General features: G+C 71.9%; 26 protein-coding genes. 20 read left to right on the forward strand and 6 right to left on the reverse strand.

All coding sequences use genetic code 11. From position 1 onward, the window contains the following. Positions 1 to 31: 31 nt before the first annotated feature. Genes K6U06_RS13460 through K6U06_RS13505 form a run of 10 tightly spaced genes read left to right on the forward strand, consistent with a single transcriptional unit; the run spans position 32 to position 9,425 of the window. Positions 32 to 1,090, forward strand: a complete 1,059-nt coding sequence (locus K6U06_RS13460) for an ABC transporter substrate-binding protein (RefSeq protein ID WP_262322459.1) — start codon at positions 32 to 34, stop codon at positions 1,088 to 1,090. Further along, positions 1,077 to 1,940, forward strand: coding sequence for an ABC transporter permease (locus K6U06_RS13465; protein WP_262322460.1), 864 nt, complete (start codon positions 1,077 to 1,079; stop codon positions 1,938 to 1,940). The genes K6U06_RS13460 and K6U06_RS13465 overlap by 14 nt, the downstream gene beginning before the upstream one ends. Further along, complete coding sequence (locus K6U06_RS13470) at positions 1,937 to 2,767, forward strand: ABC transporter permease (RefSeq protein ID WP_262322461.1); 831 nt, start codon at positions 1,937 to 1,939, stop codon at positions 2,765 to 2,767. The genes K6U06_RS13465 and K6U06_RS13470 overlap by 4 nt, the downstream gene beginning before the upstream one ends. Then, complete coding sequence (locus K6U06_RS13475; RefSeq protein ID WP_262322462.1) at positions 2,760 to 3,551, forward strand: ABC transporter ATP-binding protein; 792 nt, start codon at positions 2,760 to 2,762, stop codon at positions 3,549 to 3,551. The genes K6U06_RS13470 and K6U06_RS13475 overlap by 8 nt, the downstream gene beginning before the upstream one ends. Continuing rightward, a complete protein-coding gene (locus K6U06_RS13480; protein WP_262322463.1) occupies positions 3,548 to 5,149 on the forward strand; it encodes a thiamine pyrophosphate-dependent enzyme in 1,602 nt (533 codons plus the stop codon). The genes K6U06_RS13475 and K6U06_RS13480 overlap by 4 nt, the downstream gene beginning before the upstream one ends. Before the next feature lie 36 nt (positions 5,150 to 5,185). After that, the gene (locus K6U06_RS13485) at positions 5,186 to 6,058 is read left to right on the forward strand and encodes a fumarylacetoacetate hydrolase family protein (protein WP_262322464.1); all 873 of its coding nucleotides are present in this window, start codon (positions 5,186 to 5,188) and stop codon (positions 6,056 to 6,058) included. Positions 6,059 to 6,098: 40 nt separating this feature from the next. Continuing rightward, positions 6,099 to 6,917: an SDR family NAD(P)-dependent oxidoreductase gene (locus K6U06_RS13490; RefSeq protein WP_262322465.1), complete on the forward strand. Its 819-nt coding sequence runs from the start codon at positions 6,099 to 6,101 to the stop codon at positions 6,915 to 6,917. A gap of 44 nt (positions 6,918 to 6,961) precedes the next feature. After that, a complete protein-coding gene (locus tag K6U06_RS13495) occupies positions 6,962 to 7,768 on the forward strand; it encodes an IclR family transcriptional regulator (RefSeq protein ID WP_262322466.1) in 807 nt (268 codons plus the stop codon). A 23-nt stretch (positions 7,769 to 7,791) separates the two neighbouring features. Then, positions 7,792 to 8,589 (forward strand): SDR family NAD(P)-dependent oxidoreductase, encoded by a 798-nt coding sequence (locus K6U06_RS13500; RefSeq protein ID WP_262322467.1) that lies wholly within the window; start codon positions 7,792 to 7,794, stop codon positions 8,587 to 8,589. Then, positions 8,586 to 9,425, forward strand: a complete 840-nt coding sequence (locus K6U06_RS13505) for a fumarylacetoacetate hydrolase family protein (protein ID WP_262322468.1) — start codon at positions 8,586 to 8,588, stop codon at positions 9,423 to 9,425. Before K6U06_RS13500 ends, K6U06_RS13505 begins: the two co-directional genes overlap by 4 nt. 25 nt (positions 9,426 to 9,450) lie before the next feature. Here K6U06_RS13505 and K6U06_RS13510 read toward each other — a convergent pair whose 3' ends face one another. Next, positions 9,451 to 10,062 (reverse strand): carboxymuconolactone decarboxylase family protein, encoded by a 612-nt coding sequence (locus K6U06_RS13510; RefSeq protein ID WP_262322469.1) that lies wholly within the window; start codon positions 10,060 to 10,062, stop codon positions 9,451 to 9,453. 49 nt (positions 10,063 to 10,111) lie between these two features. Here K6U06_RS13510 and yaaA point away from each other — a divergent pair, with 49 nt between their 5' ends. From yaaA to K6U06_RS13540, 6 genes are all read left to right on the forward strand, one after another. Further along, positions 10,112 to 10,843 (forward strand): peroxide stress protein YaaA, encoded by a 732-nt coding sequence (gene yaaA, locus K6U06_RS13515; RefSeq protein ID WP_262322470.1) that lies wholly within the window; start codon positions 10,112 to 10,114, stop codon positions 10,841 to 10,843. 41 nt (positions 10,844 to 10,884) lie between these two features. Further along, positions 10,885 to 11,076: a hypothetical protein gene (locus tag K6U06_RS13520; RefSeq protein ID WP_262322471.1), complete on the forward strand. Its 192-nt coding sequence runs from the start codon at positions 10,885 to 10,887 to the stop codon at positions 11,074 to 11,076. Continuing rightward, on the forward strand, positions 11,054 to 11,797 hold the full coding sequence (locus tag K6U06_RS13525; RefSeq protein WP_262322546.1) for an LLM class flavin-dependent oxidoreductase: 744 nt from the start codon (positions 11,054 to 11,056) through the stop codon (positions 11,795 to 11,797). Before K6U06_RS13520 ends, K6U06_RS13525 begins: the two co-directional genes overlap by 23 nt. A 134-nt stretch (positions 11,798 to 11,931) precedes the next feature. Continuing rightward, on the forward strand, positions 11,932 to 12,888 hold the full coding sequence (locus tag K6U06_RS13530; protein ID WP_262322472.1) for an acyl-CoA desaturase: 957 nt from the start codon (positions 11,932 to 11,934) through the stop codon (positions 12,886 to 12,888). Between the two features lie 266 nt (positions 12,889 to 13,154). After that, positions 13,155 to 13,877: an ANTAR domain-containing protein gene (locus tag K6U06_RS13535; RefSeq protein ID WP_262322473.1), complete on the forward strand. Its 723-nt coding sequence runs from the start codon at positions 13,155 to 13,157 to the stop codon at positions 13,875 to 13,877. After that, a complete protein-coding gene (locus K6U06_RS13540) occupies positions 13,864 to 14,106 on the forward strand; it encodes a hypothetical protein (RefSeq protein ID WP_262322474.1) in 243 nt (80 codons plus the stop codon). The genes K6U06_RS13535 and K6U06_RS13540 overlap by 14 nt, the downstream gene beginning before the upstream one ends. 3 nt (positions 14,107 to 14,109) lie before the next feature. On the opposite strand, the gene K6U06_RS13545 is transcribed toward K6U06_RS13540, so the two are convergent. Continuing rightward, positions 14,110 to 14,361, reverse strand: a complete 252-nt coding sequence (locus K6U06_RS13545; protein ID WP_262322475.1) for a hypothetical protein — start codon at positions 14,359 to 14,361, stop codon at positions 14,110 to 14,112. Between the two features lie 258 nt (positions 14,362 to 14,619). Here K6U06_RS13545 and K6U06_RS13550 point away from each other — a divergent pair, with 258 nt between their 5' ends. Both K6U06_RS13550 and K6U06_RS13555 read left to right on the forward strand, forming a co-directional pair. Further along, positions 14,620 to 16,713, forward strand: a complete 2,094-nt coding sequence (locus tag K6U06_RS13550) for an acyltransferase family protein (protein ID WP_262322476.1) — start codon at positions 14,620 to 14,622, stop codon at positions 16,711 to 16,713. A 69-nt stretch (positions 16,714 to 16,782) separates the two neighbouring features. Further along, positions 16,783 to 17,562, forward strand: a complete 780-nt coding sequence (locus K6U06_RS13555; RefSeq protein WP_410051048.1) for an HAD-IIA family hydrolase — start codon at positions 16,783 to 16,785, stop codon at positions 17,560 to 17,562. On the opposite strand, the gene K6U06_RS13560 is transcribed toward K6U06_RS13555, so the two are convergent. The 4 genes from K6U06_RS13560 to hppD are packed head-to-tail and all read right to left on the reverse strand — an operon-like array spanning position 17,478 to position 21,673. Next, positions 17,478 to 18,389 (reverse strand): hypothetical protein, encoded by a 912-nt coding sequence (locus tag K6U06_RS13560; RefSeq protein WP_262322478.1) that lies wholly within the window; start codon positions 18,387 to 18,389, stop codon positions 17,478 to 17,480. The genes K6U06_RS13555 and K6U06_RS13560 overlap by 85 nt on opposite strands. Before the next feature lie 13 nt (positions 18,390 to 18,402). Beyond that, positions 18,403 to 19,542 carry a homogentisate 1,2-dioxygenase gene (locus K6U06_RS13565; protein WP_262322479.1) on the reverse strand — a complete coding sequence of 380 codons (1,140 nt, stop codon included), beginning with the start codon at positions 19,540 to 19,542 and terminating at the stop codon, positions 18,403 to 18,405. After that, complete coding sequence (locus K6U06_RS13570) at positions 19,521 to 20,504, reverse strand: fumarylacetoacetate hydrolase family protein (RefSeq protein ID WP_262322480.1); 984 nt, start codon at positions 20,502 to 20,504, stop codon at positions 19,521 to 19,523. Before K6U06_RS13570 ends, K6U06_RS13565 begins: the two co-directional genes overlap by 22 nt. 47 nt (positions 20,505 to 20,551) lie before the next feature. After that, a complete protein-coding gene (hppD, locus tag K6U06_RS13575; protein ID WP_262322481.1) occupies positions 20,552 to 21,673 on the reverse strand; it encodes a 4-hydroxyphenylpyruvate dioxygenase in 1,122 nt (373 codons plus the stop codon). A 91-nt stretch (positions 21,674 to 21,764) separates the two neighbouring features. Here hppD and K6U06_RS13580 point away from each other — a divergent pair, with 91 nt between their 5' ends. After that, positions 21,765 to 22,238 carry an Lrp/AsnC family transcriptional regulator gene (locus tag K6U06_RS13580; RefSeq protein ID WP_262322482.1) on the forward strand — a complete coding sequence of 158 codons (474 nt, stop codon included), beginning with the start codon at positions 21,765 to 21,767 and terminating at the stop codon, positions 22,236 to 22,238. A 9-nt stretch (positions 22,239 to 22,247) separates the two neighbouring features. After that, positions 22,248 to 22,700: a nitroreductase family deazaflavin-dependent oxidoreductase gene (locus K6U06_RS13585; protein WP_262322483.1), complete on the forward strand. Its 453-nt coding sequence runs from the start codon at positions 22,248 to 22,250 to the stop codon at positions 22,698 to 22,700. Positions 22,701 to 22,703 lie beyond the last annotated feature (3 nt).

Raw genomic sequence — 22,703 nt, forward strand, 5'->3', positions numbered from 1 at the left:
GTGAAAGTGACTGCTCTCGGAGGGGGAGTCTGTGGTTCTCACTGGTGTGCGCCGGGTCGGCGTCGGAGCGACTGTCGGGTGCCTTAGCCTGATCGCGGCCGCGTGCGGGAGCAGTACCAACGCGACGAAGGCCGGCTCGGCCACGTCCGTCGCCTCCTCGGCGACCAGCGCCGGGGCCGCGACGTCGGGGGGCGGCGCGAACTCGAGCAGCGCCACCGAGACGGTGAGCGTCGGTGTGCTCCCCATCGCAGACGTCGCTCCCCTCTACCTCGGCATCAAGCAGGGCTTCTTCGCCCAACAGCACCTCAACGTCGTTCCCCACAGCCTGCAGGGGGGAGCGGCCGTGGCCAGCGCGGTCGTCGGCGGTTCGCTCCAGTTCGGTTTCGGGGCCACCGCCAACCTGGTGCTCGCCAAATCCCACAATCTGCCGCTGCAGTTCATCGCCAACGGCGACCAGGCCGCGGCCGACGCAGCCGGCGCCTGGTCAGGGATCCTGGTTTCGGGCGGCAGCGGCATCACCTCGATCTCGCAGCTGGCCGGCAAGACGATCGCGGCCAACGCGGTCCAGGGCCAAAACGAGCTGGCCCTCGACACCATCCTCACCCGCAACGGGGTGAAGCCGTCGTCGGTGCACGTGGTGGCGTTGCCGTTCCCGACCATGCCGTCGGCTCTCGAGTCCGGGCAGGTGCAGGCCGTTACCGAGGTAGAGCCGTTCGTCTCGTCGATTGAGGCCAAAGGCGGCAAGTTGCTCAGCCCACTGTTCCAGGGAGCGCAGCCTTCCGAGATCGTGGCCGGCTACTTCGCCAGCACCAGCGAGATCCAAAGCCACACCGCTTTGGTCCAGCGCTTCGTCGCCGCCCTCAACCAGTCTCTCGACTACGCCCAGGCCAACCCGGCCGCGGCACGGGCGATCATCCCCACCTACACCAGCATCCCCGCGGCGGTGGCGGCGAAGATGACCCTGCCGGTGTGGAGCTCGACGGTCGACACCTCCACCATCCAGGCCCAGGAGCAGACGATGCAGCAGCTGGGCTGGATCAGCTCCATCGTGCCCATCGACCAGCTCGTGTGGTCCGGTGCCAAGCACTGACGGCCAGTCTGCGGTCGTAGTGCTAGAAGGGCGGGCGCCGGTCGACGAGACCGGCGCCGCCATGCCCGACGCGCGAGGGCCGGCCAGGGTCAGGTTCCGCCGCCTGGGCCGCCAGCTCGGCGGCGTGGTGGTGGCCATCGTGGTCTGGGAGCTGGTGAGCGTCAGCGGCCTGGTGACCGACCAGGCCCTGGCCGGCGTCCCCAGCACCGCCCGGGCCCTCGCATCCCACCTGGGGCCTCTGGCGTCCGCCGCCGGCGGGACGCTCGAAGCGTGGGCGGTGGGTCTCGCCATCGCGGCCGCCGGCGGCGTGGTGGTCGGCACCCTGGTCGGACGATCCCGGCTGGCCGAGGCCTTCACCGAAGTACTGGTCCGGATGATGCGGCCCTTGCCGTCGCTCGCCCTCATCCCCATCGCCATCCTGGTGGCCGGGCTGGGCCTGAAGATGACCGCCGGGCTGGTCGCCTTCACTTCTTTCTGGCCGGTGTTCATCAACACCCGCTACGGCGTCCACCAGGTCGAAAACCTGTTCATCGACACCGCCCGCACCCTCGACCTGCACGGGGGACGGCTCCTGGTCCAAGTGATCCTGCCGGCCGCCGCCCCCCTCATCGCCAGCGGACTGCAGATCGCCTTGAGCTTGGCGCTGGTCGTGACCGTCTCGGTGGAGCTGGTCGGCGGGACCGGCGGCATCGGGTCGTTCGTGCTCCGAGCCCAGCAGGCAGGGGCCGTGCCCACCATGTACGCCGGCATCCTGATCGGCGGCCTGATCGGCTGGGCCCTCAACACCGGCTTCCGGGCCGTGGTGCAGCGCTGGGTCCCGTGGGCCGACCGGGCGGAGCGCCGGCTGTGACCGCCGCGGCGATGGGGTCCGGCCGCGCCGCGGCGACCGCGAGCCGGATGCGGGCGCGCCGGTTCGGTTACTGGGGGCTCGGGTGGCTCGGCGTGGCCGTGGCCGCCGCCGTCTGGCAGCTGGTCTCGGTGCAGATGCACAGCTCGATCTTCCCGACCTTCGCCGCCTCGGCCAAGCGCTCGTGGGATCTCGTCGACGGGCCGGTGCTGCACCAGGACTTGATCCCCTCGATCCTTCGGACCCTGGCCGGCTTCGCCATCAGCGCGGTGATCGGGATCGTGGTGGGCATGGTGACCGGGTACTACCGGGCGGCGCGGGAGTGGACCTCGGCCGTGTTCGACTTCCTGCGGTCGTTGCCCACCCCGCTGCTGATCCCCGTCGCTTTGGTGCTGTTCGGGCTCGGCGGCCGGATGGTCGTGGCGGTGATCGTGACCGCGGCGGTGTGGCCGGTGCTCATCAACACCGCCAACGCCACCGCCGGCCTCGAGCCGACCCTGGTCGACACCGCCCGGGTGTTGGGCCTCCGCGGTCGCTCGTTCATGTGGAGGCTGGTGCTGCCGGCGGTGAGCCCGGAGATCTTCGCCGGCCTACGGGTCGCCATCAGCGTGTCGCTGGCGGTGATGGTGGTGGCCGAGATCCTCGGGGGCGGCTCCGGGATTGGCTACTTCATCTCCAGCGCCCAACAGTCCTTCAAGATCACCGACAGCTGGGCTGGTGTCGTCGCCTTGTGCCTGCTCGGGTGGGCATTCGATTCCTTGTTCTTGCTGGCTGAACGCCGGCTGCTGGCATGGCAGCGCGGCACTGTGGGAGGCGAACAGCATGGCTGATCCGGTCCTGACCCTTGACCATCTCGGCGTGACCCTTCGGGGGCGCGACGGTTCAGTCACCGAGGTGACCGCGGATGTCAGCCTGGAGGTGGCCCCGCGGGAGTTCGTTAGCATCGTGGGCCCTTCCGGCAGCGGCAAGACCACGCTGCTCAAGGCTGCGTCGGGTCTGCGGGACCCCACCGTAGGAGCGGTCCGCTTCGCCGGGTCCCCGGTCGAGGGGGTGCCTTCTGGCATCTCCGTGGTGTTCCAGGAGTACAACAAGAGCCTGTTCCCGTGGCTGTCAATCGGCAAGAACGTGGCGATGGGAGCCCGCCGGCTGGCGCCCCCGGCGCGCGCCGAGCACGTCCGCGACGCCTTGCACAAAGTCGGCCTGGACGGCTTCGCCTCCCGCTACCCGTGGGAGCTGTCGGGAGGCATGCAGCAGCGAGCCGCCCTGGCCCGGGCGCTGGTCTCGGACCCGCAGCTGCTCATGATGGACGAACCGTTCGCGTCGGTCGACGCGTTGACCCGCGGTCACCTCGAGGACGTCGTGGCCGACCTATGGGAGCGTTCGTCGTTCGCCGCTTTGATGGTCACCCACGACGTCGGTGAAGCCGTGTACCTGAGCGACCGGGTGCTCGTGCTGTCCGCCCGGCCGTCCAGGGTCCTGGCGGAGATCACCATCGATCTGCCGCGGCCGCGCACGCAGAGCCACACCCGCCAGCTGCCGCGCTTCGTGGAACTCGAGGCGCAAGTCCTCGAGCGGGTGGAGGAAGCGGGCCGGATGGCCGTGGGGATCGATTGAACACCGTCGCCGACGCCACCTTCGACGTCTGGGAGCGGCTGGGGCTGACGACTCTGTTCGCCAACCCCGGTTCGACCGAGGTGCCCCTTCTCTGTCGGCCCAACGACCGGACCCGCTTCGTGCTGGCCCTCCACGAGGGCTCCGTGGTCGGCGCGGCCACCGGCTTCGCCTTGGCCACCGGCCAGCCGGCCCTGGTGCTGCTGCACACCACGGCGGGTTTTGGCAACGCAGTCGGCGCCCTCGCCACGGCGCGGGCCAACCGGGCGCCGCTCGTGGTGATCGTCGGGCAGCAGGACCGCCGTCACCTGGCCATGCGGCCGTTCCTCGCCGGTGACCTGGACGGACTGGCCGGGGCGTACCCGGTGTGGTCCGCCCGCCCAGCGCGGGCCCAAGACGTTCCAGGCGCCATCGAACGGGCGTGGCACGAGGCCCGCAGCCGGCGAGGGCCGGCCGTGGTCGTGGTCCCAATGGACGACTGGGATGCCCCCGCCGACCCCGACAGCCGCCTCGCCGCTCGGCGGGCCGTTCCCGTCGCCGGCGTGGACGTCGCCGCGGTGGGGGAGCTGGTGGACATGGTCGACGGTTCGGCCCGACCGGTGATCGTCGTCGGCGCCGACGCCGACGGACCGGCCGCCTGGGCCGCGACCACCGCGGTGGCGGAGCGACTGGACGCGCCGGTGTGGCAGGAGGCGTTCGGGGCCCGCGCCGGGTTCCCGCAGGACCACCCCCTCTTCGCCGGGCATCTCCCCGCCGGGCGCCAGCGGCTCCGCGACACCCTTTCCGATCACGACTTGGTGGTGGTGATCGGCGCGCCGGCGTTTCGCCAATACCCCTACGAGCCCGGCCCGCTGGTGCGCGCCGGGACCCGCCTGGCGATGGTCGTGGACGACCCCGACCTGGCCCACCACAGTCCCGTCGACCTGGCGGTCATCGGCCCCATTCCGTCGATCTGCGCGGCCCTGGCGGACGCGGTGAAGCAGCGCCCCGCCGCGCAGGGAGCAACCGCGCCGCCCCAAGGCCTCGCCGGCGAGGAGCCGGTAACGGCCGGGCTGCGGCCCCGACACGTTTTCGCCGCCCTGGCCGCCCGGGCCGACGCCGACACCATCATCGTGGAGGAGACCCCCTCCAGTCGACCGGACCTTCACCGTCTGCTTCGGGCCCGCCGCCCCCTCGGCTTTGTGAGCGCCGCCATGGGCGGCCTGGGGTTCGCGCTCCCCGCCGCGGTCGGGCTGAGGCTCGGATGTCCCGACCGGCCCGTCGTCGCCGTCGTCGGGGACGGGTCGTCCCTCTACGGGATCCAGGCGCTGTGGACCGCGGCGCACTACCGGGTCGGGGTGCTGTTCGTGGTGCTGACCAACGGCCGCTACGCCATCATGGACCGCCTCGCCGACCGCCAAGGCCATCCCGGGCCGTGGCCCGACTTCGCCGAGGTCCGGGTTTCCCGCGTCGCCGAGGGGTTCGGGTGCGCAGCCCGGCGGATCGCCACCCACCAGGAGCTGGCAGCGGCGATGGACGAGGCGGTCCCCGCGTTGCGCCTCGCCGACGCGCCGCTCCTGCTCGAGGTGGCGGTGGACGACGAGGACTACTTCAACCCCTGAGATGTCGACACAAATGACGAAAGGAAGCCGACTGTTATGAAACTCGTTACCTTCGACGCCGGCCGGGTCGGCCGCCTGGTCGACGATCAGATCGTGGAGCTCGCCTGCCCCTCGGTGAGGGCCTGGTTCGAGTTGGACGGGCAGGTGCAAGAGACCGGCGAGGTGGTGCCGCTGGCCTCGGCCCGGCTGCGGGCCCCGATCGTGCCGAAGAAGTTCTTCCACACCGCCGGCAATTTCCGGGAGCACCACGAGGACCTGGTCCGGGTCAACTGGTCCCACCCGGTCAACAAGGGCATCGTTTTCTTCCAGAACGTCGACGCCATAATCGGTCCCGACGACCCCATCGTCTACCCGGGCAAGCTGACCGAGGAGCTCGACTACGAGCTGGAGATGGCCATCGTCATCGGCAAGCCCGGCAAGTTCTTCTCCGCGGAGCAGGCCGGGGAGCACATCGGCGGGTATCTCATCTTCAACGACATCACCGCCCGGGACATACAACGGCGAGAGATGAAAGCCGGGGTGTTCTCGTTCTCGAAGGCCATCGACACGTTCTGCCCGATCGGGCCGTACGTGGTGACGGCCGACGAGGTGGGCGACCCCCACGACTTGGACATGGAGCTGCGGGTCAACGGGCAGATCCGCCAGAAGTCCAACACCAGCCGCATGTCAGTGTCCATCCCGCAGCTGGTCGCCTACCACTCGCCGCAGGTGTACTCCGCCGGGGACCTGCTCACCACCGGGACCATCGCCGGCGTGGCGGCCAGCACCGACGATCCTTTCGCCAACTACTTGAAACCCGGCGACGTCGTCGAGGCCCAGATCGAGAAGCTCGGCGTGCTGCGCAACCAGGTGGTCGCCTGGGAGGAAGCCCACGACACACCGGCGCCCACCGGTGACGAGTGGCTGTGAACCGTCGACAGTTGTCTTATCCAGAGAGGACGTTGGGTCTATGACCGCCATTGAGGAATCGCCGCAGCCCGCCGCGTTCCCCCAAAAGGTGTTCCCCCGTTTCGAAGGGAAGTGGGTGATGGTCACCGGGGCCGGCACCGGGTTTGGGGCCACCCTGGCGTTGCGGGCCGCCGCCGAGGGGGCCAACGTGGTGGTGCACTACAACTCGTCCGAAGAGGGCGCCCGGCGCACCGCGGCGGGCGTCGAGGCCTACGGCAGGAAGGCGGCCGTGGTCCAAGCGGACATCAAGAGCTGGTCGCAGATCCGGGATATGGCCGACGAGGCCTGGACGCTGACCGGGGGCCTGGACGTGCTCATCAACAACGTCGGAGACATCGCGACCGACCAGATGTCTTGGCGCGACATCGACGAGGCCGTCATCGACCGGGTCCTGGCCGTCGACATCAAGGGAACGATGCTGATGCTGCACGAGCACGGCTCGAGGATGCTCGACCGGGGCCGGGGCTGCATCGTCAACATCGGATCCACCGTCGTGGTGCGCGGCAGTCCCCGGGCCCCGCAGTACGCGGCCGGCAAGTACGGGATGCTCGGGCTGACCAAGTCCTACGCGGCCGCGTTCGCGCCGACCGTGCGGGTCAACGCGTTCGGACCCGGGTTCATGGAGACGGAGTCCACGGTCACCCGCGAGGACTGGAACAACGGCCGGCGGGAGCGGGTCTTGTCCCAGACCCCGATGGGCCGGGTGCCGGGCCCCGAAGAGCTGGCGGCCGCGGCGCTGTGGCTGGCCACTGACGACGCCTCCCACATGACCGGCAACTTCGTCATGTGCGACGGCGGCTACAGCATGATCGGCGCCTAGAGCCACCCATGGTCGAAGGACGGTCCACCACTACCATCGGCGGGGTGCCCGACCCGCCTCCTGCCGGGGGCCGCCCCGGTCGCTCGTACCGAGTGGAGGCCCTGGCCAAGGGCCTCCGACTGCTCTCCTACTTCAGCGCCGAGCGGCCCGCGCTGTCGGTCAAGGAGCTGGTGGACCTCAGCGGGATCCCGATGCCGACCGTGTTCCGCCTCACCGCCACCCTGGAGGGAGAGGGCTACCTGGAGCGCACGCTGGACGGGAAGGTCCGGCCGGGCACCGGGGTGCTCGCACTGGGTTTCTCCGCCCTCCAGGGTCTGGATGTCGTCCAGACCTCCGCCGCCATCATCCGGGAGCTGGCGGCCGCCACCGGCGAGACCGTCAACCTCGGAGTGCTTTACCACGACCAGGTCCTCTTCGTCGCCCGTATTGCCCGCAACAACAGCATCCTGGCCGCCGACATCCGGGTGGGCTCCACCGTCCCGGCGGTGTTCAGTTCCATCGGCAAGGTGATCCTGGCCCACATGAGCGAGGCGGACCTGGCCGGTCGCATCAGCGACACCAGCTTCGACGGGACCTGGGGGCCGCGAGCCGTCCGCACCTTCGACGCGCTGCGGACCCAGCTGTCGGCGGCCCGCCGGGACGGCTACCTGGTGCAGCGAGACGAGGCCATACCCGGGCTCAGCTCCATCGCGGCACCGATCCGTCAGGCGGGGGGCACCGTCGCCGCGGCGGTCAACGTGGCGGTGCCCAGCGCCGAGTACGGCAACCGGCAGCTGGTCGATCGGCTCCTGCCGCCGCTCCTCGCCGCCAGCAGCGAGATCTCCCGGCGCATGGGCGGCCCCCCGTGCTGACCCCTACTTCCGAAAGCGAGCAGATGCAACCGCAACGGACAGACTCCACTCCCGGCGCGCCGGTCGCCGGCGACACCTGGCTGGGTCTGCGAGACGCCCGTGTGCTGGTGGCCGGGGCAGGAGGGCTCGGAGCGGCCTGCGCTCGTGCCTTCCTCTCCGCCGGCGCCCGGGTCGTGGTCGTCGACGCCGACGCCGACCGGGCCGACGCCGCGATCGACGGGGCTCCCCCGCAGCGAGCGGTGGCCGCCCAGGGCGACCTCGCGTCGGCGGGGGTGGTCCGAGGCGTCGTCGACGAGCTGTGCTCGCGGTGGGGCGGCCTCGACGTGTGCGTGCACGCGATCGGCGTCAACACCCGCAAGCCGGTCCTCGACACCGACCCCAGCGAGTGGTCCCGGACCATCGAGGTGAACCTCACCACCGCCTGGCTGCTCGGCCAGGAGGCCGGCCGGCGGATGGTCGGGCAGGGCCACGGGCGGATCGTGTTCTTCTCCTCGGTGTCGGGTCTCCTGGCGCACAAGGAGCACGGCCCCTACGCCGCCAGCAAAGGCGCCATCAACCAGATGATGCGGGTCATGGCGGCGGAGTGGGCGGCCAAAGGGGTGACGGTCAACGCCGTAGCCCCCGGCTACGTGGAGACCGACTTGACCCGCGCCTACCTCGACCGAGACGGCAACCGGGACCGGCTCGAGGGGATGGTCCCGGCCGGTCGGCTGGGCAGCCCGGAGGAGGTCACGGGCCCGGTGCTGTTCTTGGCGTCCCCCCAGTCGCGCTTCGTCACCGGCCACGTGCTCTATGTCGACGGCGGAAGGACGCTGGTGTGAGGCTGGGCACCGTCGACGGGCGAGCCAGCTTGCTGGGGGGATCCGGCAGCGCCGACGTGGCCCGGGCCAGCGGCGGCCGCTTCGGGCCCGACCCGCTGTCGGTTTTCGAGCAGTGGGACCGCTTCAGGGACTGGGCCTCCGACCGCGACCCCGAGACCGGCGCCCGGCCGGACCCGGCCCGGCTCGGACCGCCCGTGCCGGCGCCCCGCCAGGTGTTCGCGATCGGCCTGAACTACAAGGCTCACGCCGCGGAGGCGGGCTACGACACGACCGGCATCCCGCAGGTGTTCACCAAGTTCCCGTCCTGCCTGGCCGGCCCGGTCGGAACGGTGAGGGCCCAAAGCCCCCGCCTCGACTGGGAGGTGGAGCTGGTCGTCGCGGTGGGCCGACGGGCCGAGAGCGTCGCGGAGGAGCGGGGATGGGATCACGTCGCCGGGCTCACCGTCGGACAGGACCTCTCCGCCCGTGACGTCCAACTGGCCGGCGCCGCGCCCCAATGGAGCTTGGGCAAGTCCTTCCCCGGGTTCGGGCCGACCGGGCCGTGGCTGGTCGACCCCGCAGACCTCGACGACCCCGACGACTTGGCCATCGAGTGCAGCGTGAACGGCGAGGTGATGCAGCAGGCTCGCACCTCGCAGCTCATCTGGTCGGTGCCGCAGCTGATCGCCCGGCTGTCCTCTGTGTGCCCGCTGCTGCCCGGCGACTTGATCTTCACCGGCACCCCGGCGGGCGTCGGCAACCGCCGGGAGCCCCCGAAGTACCTGCAGCCAGGCGATCGGCTGGTGAGCCGGATCGGGGGGATCGGCGAGCTGGTCACCGATGTGGTGGCGCCGTGAGCCACCTACGTGGGGGCGTCGACAGTCAGGCGCCCTCGGGAACCGGCACCCGAAACACCCGCAGCTGCAGGGCCAGCAGTCGGTAGTAACCGACCAGCGCCGTCAGCTCGAACAGCCCCCGCTCGCCGAGCTCGGCGTCCAGCCCGGCGTAGGTCGCCTCGTCGAGGTCGCCGTCTCGGAGCAAAGCGCGCGCCGCTCGGAGGGTCATCGCCTCGACCCGGTCCTCGGCGGGCAGCGGCCCACCGATGCGCAACGCGTCCAGCTCCCCCTCGGTCAGGCCGGCTCCGCGGCCTACCGCCTCGTGGGCGAATCGCTCGAACGCACTGTCCTCCGCCGCGGCGACCGCCAGGATCACGATCTCGCGCAGCCGGGTCGGCAGGGCGCTGCCGTAGCGAAGCGCGGCCCCGAGGTCCTGGAGGGCGCCCCCCACCCGGGGGGAGCGCAGCATGGCGTCGAAGGGCCCGTGGAGGCGACCGGCCTCGTCGGTCAGCGGGAAGTACGCCGGCCCAGACGTCCGCGGGCCCGACGTGATGGCGTCGTAGACGGCCCGCTGCTCGCCGTCGAGCTGCTCGGGGCGCAGCGGCTGCAGCCGGCGGCCGCCTCCAGTGTCTGTTTGCGGGCCGGTCCCTTCGGGCACCCGAGCAGGCTAGTGGCGGCCGCGGCGCCGGCGGGGGCACGCTCTCAGGATGCGATTGGTGATGCTGCTGCCTCCCTCCGAAGGCAAGCGGCCGGGAGGCCAGGGACGCTGGGCGCCGGGCTCGGGGCGTTTCGGCCGGCGGCTCGGGCCCCAAAGAGCGGACGTGGCGGCCCACCTCGCGGCCGCGATGGCCGACACCTCGGAGGCGGCCCGCCTGACTGGGGTCAGCGGCTTGCGGCAGCGGGCCGCCGCCGCGGCCAACAGCGCCACGGTCGGTGGCCCCGCCCTGCCGGCGTGGCAGCGCTACACCGGGGTGGTGTGGGAGCACCTCGACCCCGAAACCCTCGACGGGGAGGCCCGCCGGCGGGCCGAGGGGATCGTGGTCGTCTCGGCCCTGGGAGGCCTGTTCGGCTTCGACGACCCGGTGCCCGACTACAAGCTGAAGGTCGGCGCCCGCCTGGAAGGGCTGGGGGCGCTCTGGCGCTGGTGGCAGCCGGTGCTCGGCCCGGCGCTGGCGCGGGCGTCTGCGGGCGCCACGGTGGTGGACCTGCTCCCCGACGAGCACCGGCGGGCGCTCCCGGCTGACCTGGCCGCCCGACGCGTCGAGTTCCGCACTCCGACCGGCAGGGCGGCGGGGCACGCGGCCAAAGCGGCCAAGGGTCGCTTCGCCCGGCACCTGCTCGACAGCGACGGCCCGATCGAGGAGGCGGCCGGGGAGTTCCGATGGGAGGGCTGGCGGGGAGACCCGACCGGGGAGAAGCTGGTGGTGCGCGGCGGCTGACCGGTGGGCTGCGCCGCCGGCGCGGGTACATACTCGTCGTCATGCGCGTGGGCATCTCCATCAACTCCACCTACCAGGTCGACGACTACCGGGAGGGCCCGCAGGCGGTCCTCGAGCAGGCCCGGGCGGCCGCGTGGGCCGGGCTCGACACCCTCTCCCTTGGGCGACCACCACTCCACCGGCCCGGCGTCGTACCTGCAAAACGTGCCCATGCTGGCGGCGGTCCTCGGTGAGTGGGACGCCCGACCGGCGGGCTGCCTGTTCCTCGTGCCGCTGTGGCATCCGGTGCTGATGGCCGAGCAGATCGGGACGCTGGCGGCGATCGCCCAGGGGCCGTTCATCGTCCAGACCGGCCTCGGGGGAGGCTCCGGGCAGTTCGCGGCGATGGGCGTGAACCTTCGCGACCGCGGCCCGTTGCTGGAGGAGGGGATCACCGTCGCCAGCGCCCTGCTTCGTGGGGAGACGGTGGACAGCGAGCGGTGGGGTATCCGCGGCGCTCGAATCGCCCCGCTGCCGCCGCAAGGCGTCGAGTGGTGGGTCGGGGCCGGTGTCCCCGTCGCGCTCGAGCGCGCCGCCCGGATGGGGGATTGCTGGTACGCGAACGCCGACCTGACCACGACCACCGCAGCCGTCGCGATGGCTCGCTACCGCGAGGCGTGTGCCCTCTATGACCGGGACCCGGTGCGGATCCCGATCCGCAAGGACGTGTTCATCGCGGAGCGGGCGGCCGACGCAGAGAAGGTAGGCGACGCGCTGATCGCCGCCGGCTACCGGGGGCTCGAGCGCGGCGCCGTCGCGTACGGCGACCCCGACTCGGTCGCCGAGCAGCTCGCCCCGTTCGGCGAGATCGGCTTCACCGACATCATCATCCGGACCATGGCCGCGCCGCCGGACGCCGCGGTGCGCTCCGTCGAGCTGGCCGGGGAGGTGCGCGAGAGGCTCCAGGCCGGCTGAGCCCGCAGCCCGCCGACCCAACCGGCGCCGGCGTTGTTATGGTCGGTACGCCGGCATTGACTGGGCATCCAGCGTGTCGTGACCGTCACCCCGGACCCTGGTGGCATACCACCTTCTACCAGGGAGCCAGGGGCATGGAGACCATCGAAGAGCGGCGGCCGGGGACGGTCGAGGCCCAGGAGAGCGGCGTAGGGCTGCTGCAGCGGGTCAGCGCGGCGGCGTTGGTGGTCGGTCCGCTCGCCGCGGTCGGTGTTGCCGGCGTCGTGTTCTGGCGGCACGGGATCGGGTGGTTCGACGTGATCCTGGCGGTGGTGATGTACGCGGTCACCGGGTTCGGGCTCACCGTCGGCTTCCATCGGATGCTGACCCACGGCAGCTTCCGGCCGGCCCGGGCGCTCAAGGTGGCCCTGGCGATCGCCGGCACGATGGGCGTCGAAGGGTCGGCGTTCACCTGGGTCGCCCATCACCGCAAGCACCACGCCTACGCCGACCGCGACGGCGACCCGCACTCTCCGTGGGATTACGGCAGCGGCTTCCCGGCCCTGCTGCGAGGGTTGGGTCACGCCCACGTCGGGTGGTTCTTCAAGTCCAACCCGTCAGAGCCGCAGCGGTGGATACCCGACCTCCTCACCGACCGCGACTTGAGCTTCGTGTCTCGCACCGCGGTTGTCTGGTCTGCGCTGTCTCTGGCCATCCCGTTCGGGATCGGCCTGGCCGTCACCGGGACGTGGTACGGGGCGTGGCTGGCGTTGCTGTGGGCCGGGCTGGTGCGCATGGCGGTGCTCCACCACGTCACGTTCGGGGTCAACTCGCTCGGCCACATGTTCGGTTCCCGCCCGTTTCGTACCCGCGACCGCAGCACCAACATCGCCGCCCTGGCGCTGCTCAGCATGGGCGACTCCTGGCACAACGGTCATCACGCCTTCCCCACGCTGGCCCGCCATGGCGTCGACCGCCACCAGATTGATCTCTCGGCCGGCCTGATCCGCCTGTTCGAGCGCCTCGGGTGGGCCAGCGACGCTCGCTGGCCCGACCCGGCCCGCTTGGCGGCGCGGCGGCTGCCGCTCGTGCCTGCCGCCGTGGCGCTCTGAGCGGGGCGCCTCCGGTTCGCACCGGGCCTCCGGTGCGGTGGCTAGGATCCCGGGCACGGTTGAAACGCACAGCCGCAGGGGTCGCTTTCCGCTGACCCCGAAGCTGCTTCGACTGGGAAGGTCCGGGTGGGTTCGTCCACCGCTGCTGTGTGTGCGTCACGTATGTCAGGCGCGGCCGCGCCGCTGTCTGCTCTAGCGCTGCGGGATCACCCCGGCCGGGCTGAGCACGCCTGCCCCGCCGGGCTCATCGCGGCCGGCGCGCGGTTGTGAGCGGGCCGCGGCCCGAAGTCGCCAGCGACGGTGCTTCTCCGTCGGGCCCTGACCGGGAGCACCGCCCGGGTGCCCTGTCGCTGATCCTCAGCGTCGCGGTGACCGCAGTGCCCGACGTCCACGGCGCGAGCGTCTCGTTGCGCGGCCGGGGCGCCGAGTACGCCACCATCGAGGCCAGCTCCTCCGCAGCGCGGAAAATCGACGAGGTCCAGTACCGGGACGGGGGCGGACCCTGCGTCGCCGCCATCGAGACCGGCGCCGAGCAAACCCTCGCGCTGCCCTCGGGCATGTGGTCGGCGTTCTCCGAGGCCGCCGGCGCGGCCGGGATCTGCTCGGTGTGGTCCCTTCCCCTCGCCACGCGCCCCGAGGCCCCCGGTTCCTTGAATCTGTACTCGATGACCGGCGAGCCTTGGCGGGACCGGGGAGCCCAGACCGCCCGCCTGCTCGCGCTGATGGCGTCGGCCGCGCTCGGCAGCGCAGAAGAGCTGGCCGACGCCAGGGAGAGCAACGCCAACCTCCGCGAAGCGCTGCAGACCCGCACGGTTATCGGCCAAGCGCAGGGGGTGCTCATGTCCCGTCAGGGCGTGCCCGGCGAGGAGGCGTTCGATATCCTTCGTCGGGCGTCGCAGCGGTCGAACCGCAAACTCCGAGACGTTGCCGCTGAGATCGTGGCGGGCTTCGATCGTCCACAGGAGGACCCCAGGGATGTCGATGCATGACGGCGGGCATCTAGAAGCCGCTCGGCTCCTTCTCGGTCTCTCACTCGAGCGGTTGTGGCTGGACTACGCGACCCTCGGAGGGAACCTGACCGCCGAGGACGTGGGTCGCTTCCTGACCGGGCGGGCTGCGGTGGCACCCGGCGACTACGACCGCCTGGCCGTTGCGCTCAACGAGCGGTTCATGGACCGCAACGAGGACCATCCAGTCCGTTACGCCGAGGACCTGTAGGGCTCAGTCCCCGGGGTGGGCCAGCTCCCGTTCCAGCGCGCTGGCCCCGTCTGCGACGCCAGCCTGCCCCAGACGGACGGTGATCGACTCCACCGGGCTGTCGGTCATCTCCTCGGCGCACATCGTCGCGACGACCGTCGGGGCCACGCTGAGGGTGAGCCCGGCGCAGTCAATCGTGGTGGACTCCACCCCGTCCGCCAGCCTGCGCAGCATCGCGGTGACCGCGGCGCGCCCATCGACTTGTTCGTACTCCATGGCTCCTGCCTTTCCTCTGCACGAGAGCCTCTCGGAGGCCCTCCCGGCGGCTGCGCTGGTGGCCGACATCGACTGTTTCGAGTATCGCGGTTCGGACCGCCCGCACTGCAGGGGAGAAGGTCCCATTCCCGGCGGGACAGCGGCCCGAGCGCGCCCCTGTGTCCGGGTGCGGTCGTCGGGCGGCGCGCGAAGCGCGTACGCTCGGGCGCTTTGCACCGAAGGTCAACCTCGAGGGGTCCTCGAGAGTTGAGGTACCAAGTGTCGACTGTCACCGAGCCCGCTGTCACCAACATCGTGGAAACCCCGCCCGGCGATCGGGGGTCGGCCGGCGCCTGGAGGCCGGCCGGCTACGTCGCGGCCCTCGACGGCCTGCGCGGTCTGGCGGTGCTCGCCGTCGTGCTCTACCACCTGCCGGCGACCTGGCTGCCCGGAGGATTCCTCGGCGTCGATGTGTTCTTCGTGCTGTCGGGGTTCTTGATCACCAGCCTCCTGCTGCGGGAGCGGCGCTCGACAGGCAGCATCGGGCTCGGGAGCTTCTGGATGCGCCGGGTCCGGCGGCTGTTCCCGGCGGCGTTGACGACGGTGGTCGCCACCACCGTGTTGGCCTCGGTGTTCGCCCGAGACGCCATGGGCCGCCTGCGCGGTGACGTCCCGGCCTCTTTGGCCTACGTCATGAACTGGCGCTTGATCTTCCACCACGACAGCTACAGCCAGGTCTTCGGGCGGCCGCCCCTGCTCGAGCACCTTTGGTCGCTCGGCGTCGAAGAGCAGTTCTACCTGGCGTGGCCCCTCGTCGTGGTCGGCGTCGGGTGGACGCTGGCGATCCGCAAGCGGCGTCGGCCCTCCTCCCGGCCCCGGAGCTTCGCTCACGCGGTGGGCGCCGTCGCGGCCGTCGGCGCAGTAGCCAGCGGCGTCCTGATGGCCGTGCTGGTCCCGAGCGGCAGCGACCCCTCCGCCGTGTACTTCGACCCGGTGACCCACGCGACGGGGTTGCTGCTCGGCGCGGCGAGCGCCGCCGCGTTCCCTCTGTGGCGGCGATCAGGCGCCATTCGGCCCAGCGCCCGCCGCCTCCTCGAGGTCCTCGCCGGCGGGGCCTGCGTCGGCATGCTGATCCTCTTCGCCACCCTCAACCAGGGAAGCTCGGGGACCTACCGGGGCGGGCTGCAACTGGCGTCGCTTCTCAGCGCGGTGATCGTCGTGGTCGCCGGCCATCCCGGCACCCGACTGGGACGGCCGCTCGGATCGCCCCCCCTGGCGTGGCTAGGCCGCCGCTCGTATTCGATCTACCTCTGGCACTGGCCGATCTTCGAGATGACCCGCCCCGGCGTCGACGTGCACCTCCCCGCGGTGCTGGCGCTCTCGCTCCGGCTGGGCTTGACCCTCCTCGCCGCTGACCTGTCCTTCCGCTGGGTGGAGCAACCGTGGCGCACCGGCCGGGCGCAGCAGGCGCTGCGCTGGTGGTGGGGTCACGCCGCCCGCCCCATCCTGGCGGCCGGGGTCGGCGTCGCCGGAGTGGTCGGGCTTTCCGTGGCGCTTCTCCTCGCCGACGCCCCCAGCGAACTCACCCTGCCCGGCACCTCGACGGCCGCCAGCCGGGTCCCGCTGCCGGCGAGGGCGGCGTCGGGCGCCCGCCCTGCGCCCGCCTCTCCGGCCGCCGACTCGGTGGTGTCGGTCCTCGAGCGGGCCGCGGCGGGGGGGCTCGCCGCTCCCGCCACCACCCTCGGGCCGGCCCAGGTCCCGCCGGCGCCGTCGGCGCCGCCGGTCGCAGCACCGTCGGCCCCGCCTACCTCCGCGCCGGCGGGGTCACCCCCGGCCCCGGCGCCGGCCGGCCCGGTCCTGGCGATCGGCGACTCGGTGCTGCTCGGAGCGGCGGGCCAGGTGACCGCCGCCCTCGGGCCCGCCACCGTCGTCGACGCCGCGGTCGGCCGCCAGGTCGATCAGGGGCTTCAGCGGCTGAGCGAATACCGGGCCGCCGGGCGGCTGAGCGGCCTCGGGGCGGTGGTGATCGCGCTGGGCACCAACGGCCCGATGAGCGTGGACCAGTGCCGGCAGTTCATCTCGCTGGCGTCGGGCGACCGGGTCGTCTTCGTGACCGTCCGCGTCCCCCGACCGTGGCAGGACACCACCAACGCGTCGATCGCCGCTTGCGCCGCGGGGTCACCCACCGTCCGCACCGCCGACTGGTTCAGCGCGTCGGCGGCGCCGGGGGTGCTCGGCCCGGACCGGGTGCACGAGACGGTCGCGGGCCGCTCCCTCTACGCCAGCGTGCTGGCCGGCGCGCTCAACGGCCCGCCGCCGCCGCCTCCATCGCAGGCCGGCCCGGCTGCTGCCGGCGCCCGGCTGGCACGCTGAGCACCCCGACCCCCGCCAAAGGCGAGTAGAAACAACGACGTGCACGACCGCCCCGCCCCGACCGCCTGGATGTGCGACATGGACGGCGTCTTGGTGCACGAAGGGCAGCTGGTGCCCGGCGCCGACCTTTTCGTCAACGCGTTGCGGGCCAGCGGCGCCAGCTTCTTGGTCTTGACCAACAACTCCATCTACACGCCGCGCGACCTCGCGGCCCGGCTGTCCAACCTGGGTCTCGCAGTGGCCCCGGAGTCGCTTTGGACTTCGGGCGTGGCCACCGCCCAGTTCCTGCGCCGGCAGCGCCCCGAGGGCACCGCGTTCGTCGTCGGGGAGGCCGGGCTCACCACCGCCCTGCACGACATCGGCTACGTGCTGACCGACCAGCACCCCGACTACGTCGTCCTCGGAGAGACCAGGACCTACAGCTTCGAGGCCATCACCCGGGCCATCCGCCTAGTCGACGCCGGGGCCCGGTTCATCGCTACCAACCCGGACCCGACCGGGCCGTCCACCGAAGGCGCCCTTCCCGCCACCGGCTCGGTCGCCGCGCTCATCCAGCGGGCCACCGGCGTGGCCCCGTACTTCGTCGGCAAGCCCAACCCGCTGATGATGCGCGAAGGCCTCAACCAACTGGGCGCCCACTCCGAGTCCACCGCAATGGTCGGTGACCGGATGGACACCGACATTGTCGCAGGTATGGAAGCGGGATTGGAGACCATCCTGGTGCTGAGCGGGGTCACCGCGGAGCACCAGATCGAGCGGTTCCCCTACCGACCGTCGCGCATCGTGCGCTCCGTCGCGGACCTGGTCCCCGAGCTCGAGGCCAGGACCGCCCACACGTCGTCGTCGTAGGCGTCGAACCAGCCTGGCAGGTCCTCGGCCAGCCACGCCGGCGACGGGGCGCAGTACAGCTCCTCTTGGAAACGGGCGATGTCGTAGGGCCGGGTGCCCATCGCCGCCCAGTCGACGTCGAGCACCCGGGCGTCGGCGAAGGAGCGCAGCTCGCCGACGCTGGAGAGCAGCCCGGCGCCGTAGGCCTTCAACATCCCGGCCTCGCGCACCACGCCGAACTCCAACGTCCGCCAGAAGACCCTGGAGAGGAACCGCAGCGCCTCCTCGGTCCGGGTCCTCGCCGCGGCGCGGGCGACCGACCGGTAGACGCCGGCCAGGCCCGGATCGGCCAGGTGGTGGGCGTGACCGAGCACCTCGTGGCAGACGTCGGGCTCGGGTGTGTAGAGCGGCCGGGAGCCGTGACGCATGTACTGCGTCGACCAGAACACGCCCGCCCCGAACGCTTCGTAGAACGTCCGCAGCGGGGCCAGCCCGGCGACTGGCCGGTACTCGAAGCCGGTGCGGTCGCGCAGCGCGGCGGTGACCTCCGACAGCTGCGGAACCCGGTCGCGGGGAAGGCCGATCGCCTCGACGCCGTCGAGGAACACCGTGGCCGCCCGCTCCCGCCACAACGGCAGCAGGCCGGCGCACACCGCCGCCCAGGTGGCGTCCTCGCCGGGGGTGTAGGCGACGTCGGGGACCGGTGTGCCAGGGGTCCACGCCAAGGCCAGGCCGGCGATGGCGTCGCGCCGGGCCCGGTACAGGGGGTCGGCGACGCCGGGGTGGTCGGCGTCCAACGCCACGACCGGGTGGCCGTCGGTGCAGCGCACCAGCGGGTAGCCCGACACCGTCATCGCCTCATCACGACGCCCAGCTGCCCCAGTAGGTGGGGTCCTCCGCCTGGCGGGCAGGTTCGGACAGCCCGAGAGGGTCGAAGGTGTCGATCATCACCGCCACCTCCTCGGTGCCGTCCTGGGAGGCGCTGCGCTCCAAGGCGCCGGGCTGCGGGCCGTGGGTGAAGCCGGCCGGGTGCAGGGTCATGGAGCCGGCGTTGATCCCGGCGCCGGCCCGGGACATGAAGTCTCCCCGGCTGTAGAACAACACCTCGTCGGAGTCGACGTTGGCGTGGTGGTACGGGATCTTCAACGCGCCGGGCTCGAAGTCGTAGGGCCGGGGCACGAACGAGCACACCACAAATCGGGGGCCCTGGAAGGTCTGGTGCACCGGCGGCGGCTGGTGGATCCGCCCGGTGACCGGCTCGAAGTCGAGGATGTTGATCGCCCACGGGTAGGCGCAACCGTCCCAGCCGACCACGTCGAAGGGGTGGTGGGCCATGACGTGGCGGGTCAGGCCGGCGCGGGTGCGGACCAACACCTCGACGGGCCCCCGCAGGCGGGCGCCGCTGCTCGGCCGGGGCGCCCGGATGTCCCGCTCGGAGTACGGGGCTCCCTCGCGCAGCTGCCCGCCGGCGGTCAGGTAGCGCGCCGGAATGTCGACGTGGCCGCCGTGGGCCTCGATGAGCAGCAGCGACGCCGGCCCGGTGCTGACAAAGCGGTGAACCGCGCCGGCGGGGATGACCGCGTAGTCGCCGGGGGAGAGGGCCAGGTGACCGAACGCGGTCTCGAGGCGCATCGTGCCTTGCTGCAGGTAGGCCAGCGTGTCGCCGGTGGCGTCGCGGTACAACGGCGAGGTACCGGCGCCACCGGACCACCACGCCAGGGTGCACGTCGGGGTCCCGGCCAGGATGTGGCGTCCGGTGACAGGATCGGCGGTGTCGGCCAGCTTGGCCGTCTGCAAATGACGTGGGGAAAGCGGGTGGTTGGGTTGCAGGGCCGGGCGCCCCGACTCGAGCGCGTCCACCGCTAGCAGCGCCGAGGGGCTGTTGCGGTGGTAAAGCAGCGACGACGCCCCGCTGAAGCCCTCCTCGCCGACCAGCTCCTCGAACGCTCCCCGGAGGTGGCGCTTCGCCGGGACCTCTCCTACAGCACGGTAGTACGGCATGGTGCGATCCTCCCCTCTACGGTGCCCAGCTGCGGGCTGTGGATGGTGGCGGTCTGCCCGTCGGCCAGGTACGGACCGCCCGCCTCGATGAGGCTGCCCTCCGAACCCGGTTCGGGCCCGGAGATCGTGCCCGAACCGAGGATGTCGCCTGGCCTGGTCGCGGCCCCGCCGACGGTGACCTGGGCGTACAGCTGGGCCGGCGTCCACGCCAGGTGGCGCGACGAGACGGTGGCTCGCTCCTCGCCGTCGACGCGCAGCACCAAGTCGACGTCCACCCCGCCGAGCGGGTCGCCGGCCAGATACCGGGCCGGGTCGGCTCCGGTGGGCGCCGGCCGGCACCGGGGCACCACGTCGAGGGGCACGACCCACGGCGAGATAGAGGTGGCGAACGACTTGCCGATGTGCGGGCCGAGCGGGAACGTCTCGAACGCCTGGATGTCGCGTGCGGACCAGTCGTTTAGGACCACGACGCCGAAGAGGTGGGCTTCGGCCTCCGCCGCGGGGACGCTGGTGCCGATTTCGCTGCCGACACCGACCACGAACCCAAGCTCCACCTCGACGTCGAGGCGGGTGCTCGGCCCGAACGTCGGCGGCTCACCGGAGCGCATCCCGGCTGGGCGGGCGACGGTGGTGCCGCTTACCACCACCGTCGACGCCCGGCCGGTGTAGCCGAGCGGGACGTGGGGCCACGCCGGCGGCACCGGCGGCTGGCCAGGCCGCAGCAGCCGGCCGAGACGCTCTACGTGGTGGCGGCAGGCGTAGAAGTCGGTGAAGTCCCCGGGCACCACCGGCAGCAGGGGAGCGGCGCCGGGGTCGGCCAGAGGCGCCCGGTCGACCGCGGCGCGCATCCGGGCCCATTCCGTCGGGCCCTCAGCCAGGACGGCCATCAGGTCCGGGTGCTGGTAGGCCGCCCCGAGCCCGGAGAGGTCGACGACCGAGCCGTCCTCCCTCCTCGCGGCCACGCCGGTAGGCAAGGCACCGAAACCGAGCAGCCACCCCACCGGTGCCATCAGAGGTTGCCCCGGCGGCCTTGCTCCCGTTCGATGGCCTCGAACAAGGCCTTGAAGTTGCCCTCCCCGAAGCCTTCGGCGCCGTGGCGCTCGATGATCTCGACGAAAAGCGTCGGGCGGTCACCGAGCGGCTCGGTGAACACCTGCAGCAGGTACCCGTCGCCTTCCCGGTCGACCATGATCCCGAGGCGGGCCAGATCCTCCCACGCCAGCTCGTCGCCGAGGCCGGCCATCCGCTGCCGGGCCTGGTCGTAATAGCTGGGCGGAGGGGTCAGGCACCTCACGCCCCGAGCGGTCATTGCGTCGACCGCGGTGACGATGTCGGGGGTGTGCAGCGCGACGTGCTGGACGCCTGGGCCGCGGTACGCGTCGAGGTACTCCTGGATCTGGCTGCGCTTGCGGCCCGGCGCCGGCTCGTTGATCGGCATGGTCACGCCTCGCCCGTTGGTCATCACCGTGGAGCGCAGCGCCGAGTACTCCGTCGAGATCTGGTCCCGGTCGAAGTGGGTCATCTCCTCGAAGCCGAACACGTCGCGGTAGAACTCCACCCACCGGTCCAAGTCGCCCTCGCCGACGTTGCCGACGACGTGATCGATGTGCTCCAGCCCGACCCGGGGGGCGCGGCGGTCGGCGATCAGGCCGTCGGCGCTGAAGCCCGGCGCGAACCCGGGATGGCGCCGTTCGGTGAACACGTGCAGGGTGTCGCCGTAGCCGGCGACCGCGGCGTGCACCACCTTCCCCCGCTCGTCGGTGTCGGCCGCCGGGGATTGCACCGGCGTCGCCCCGTGGGCGACCGCGGCGTTAAAGGCGGCGTCGGCGTCGTCGACCGCGAAGCTGAGGCCGCGGACCCCGTCGCCGTGCAAGCGCACGTGGTCCCAGACCGCGTCGGCGGGGTCGAGCGCCGCGGTGACCACCAGCCGGATGGCGCCCTGCTCCAGGACGTAGCTGACCCGCTCCGGGCGGCCGGTCTCCGGTCCCGAGTACCCGGTCACCGAGAACCCGAAGGCGCTGACGTAGAGCTGGGCCACCGCACGGGCGTTGCCCACCCACAGTTCCAGGCAGTCCCAGCCGCGCAGCAGATGAGCGGGACGAGCAACGACAGGAGTTGTGACAGCGGTCATACCCCCATGCTGGTCGCAATCGCTGATTTGTCAACGCAGCGCGGTTCTGCTGTGCAGATTGACCAGGGATGTGGGGGATAGTCTGGACAGAGTGATCGACGATCTGGACCGCAGGATCCTCGCCGCCCTGGCCGGCGCCCCCCGGGCGGGGATCTTGACGTTGGCCCGGGACCTGGGAGTGGCCAGGGGGACGGTCCAGGCCCGCCTCGACCGGATGATCGCCGCGGGGATCGTCACCGGCTTCGGCCCCGACGTTGACCTGGGCGCCATCGGATACCGGGTCACCGCCTTCGTCACCCTGGAGATCGCGCAGGGCCGGATGGGGGACGTCGCTCGCCACCTGCGCGACATCCCTCAGGTCCTCGAGGTGCACATGGTCACCGGAGTCGGTGACCTGCTGTGCCGGGTGGTGGCCCGCACCAATGACGACCTGGGGGCGGTGCTGGCCCACATCCTCGAGGTCCCCGGCATCGCGCGCACCACCACGGTGCTGTCCCTCGACGAGATCGTCGCCGCCCGCACCGGGCCGGCCATCGCCGCGGCGGTAGCCGCGTCGGTTCCGTAGCGTTGGGGCATGCCTCTCACCGGTGAGTACCAGCCGAGCCCCGAGCAGTGGGTCCGGGACCAAGTCGATCTCTACGAGCGCTCGGGCGGCACCGAGGGCACGACCCTGCGGGACAAGCCCGTGATCGTGCTTACGACGGTGGGCGCCAAGAGCGGCAAGATCCGCAAGACCCCGCTCATGCGCGTCGAGCACGAGGGGCGCTACGCAGTGGTCGCGTCGCAAGGCGGCGCCCCGACGCACCCGACGTGGTACCACAACATCGTCGCCAACCCCCACGTCGAGTTGCAGGACGGCCCGGTCCGCCAGGACATGACCGCCCGGGAAGTCACCGGCGACGAGCGCGCCGAGTGGTGGGAGCGGGCGGTAGCCGCCTGGCCGGACTATGCCGACTATCAGACGAAGACCGATCGGGTCATCCCGGTGTTCGTCCTCGAGGCGTCTGCGCCGGCCCGAAATGGGTAGATC

The organism is Acidiferrimicrobium sp. IK (genome assembly GCF_025499425.1).
GTDB lineage: Bacteria > Actinomycetota > Acidimicrobiia > Acidimicrobiales > Palsa-688 > Acidiferrimicrobium.

Coding starts and splice junctions, on each gene's coding strand:
- K6U06_RS13475 (WP_262322462.1), top strand. CDS start 2,760: ATGGCTGATCCGGTCCTGACCCTTGACCATCTCGGCGTGACCCTTCGG.
- K6U06_RS13485 (WP_262322464.1), top strand. CDS start 5,186: ATGAAACTCGTTACCTTCGACGCCGGCCGGGTCGGCCGCCTGGTCGAC.
- K6U06_RS13490 (WP_262322465.1), top strand. CDS start 6,099: ATGACCGCCATTGAGGAATCGCCGCAGCCCGCCGCGTTCCCCCAAAAG.
- K6U06_RS13500 (WP_262322467.1), top strand. CDS start 7,792: ATGCAACCGCAACGGACAGACTCCACTCCCGGCGCGCCGGTCGCCGGC.
- yaaA (WP_262322470.1), top strand. CDS start 10,112: ATGCGATTGGTGATGCTGCTGCCTCCCTCCGAAGGCAAGCGGCCGGGA.
- K6U06_RS13520 (WP_262322471.1), top strand. CDS start 10,885: ATGCGCGTGGGCATCTCCATCAACTCCACCTACCAGGTCGACGACTAC.
- K6U06_RS13525 (WP_262322546.1), top strand. CDS start 11,054: ATGCTGGCGGCGGTCCTCGGTGAGTGGGACGCCCGACCGGCGGGCTGC.
- K6U06_RS13530 (WP_262322472.1), top strand. CDS start 11,932: ATGGAGACCATCGAAGAGCGGCGGCCGGGGACGGTCGAGGCCCAGGAG.
- K6U06_RS13540 (WP_262322474.1), top strand. CDS start 13,864: ATGTCGATGCATGACGGCGGGCATCTAGAAGCCGCTCGGCTCCTTCTC.
- K6U06_RS13545 (WP_262322475.1), bottom strand. CDS start 14,361: ATGGAGTACGAACAAGTCGATGGGCGCGCCGCGGTCACCGCGATGCTG.
- K6U06_RS13555 (WP_410051048.1), top strand. CDS start 16,783: ATGTGCGACATGGACGGCGTCTTGGTGCACGAAGGGCAGCTGGTGCCC.
- K6U06_RS13565 (WP_262322479.1), bottom strand. CDS start 19,542: ATGCCGTACTACCGTGCTGTAGGAGAGGTCCCGGCGAAGCGCCACCTC.
- hppD (WP_262322481.1), bottom strand. CDS start 21,673: ATGACCGCTGTCACAACTCCTGTCGTTGCTCGTCCCGCTCATCTGCTG.
- K6U06_RS13585 (WP_262322483.1), top strand. CDS start 22,248: ATGCCTCTCACCGGTGAGTACCAGCCGAGCCCCGAGCAGTGGGTCCGG.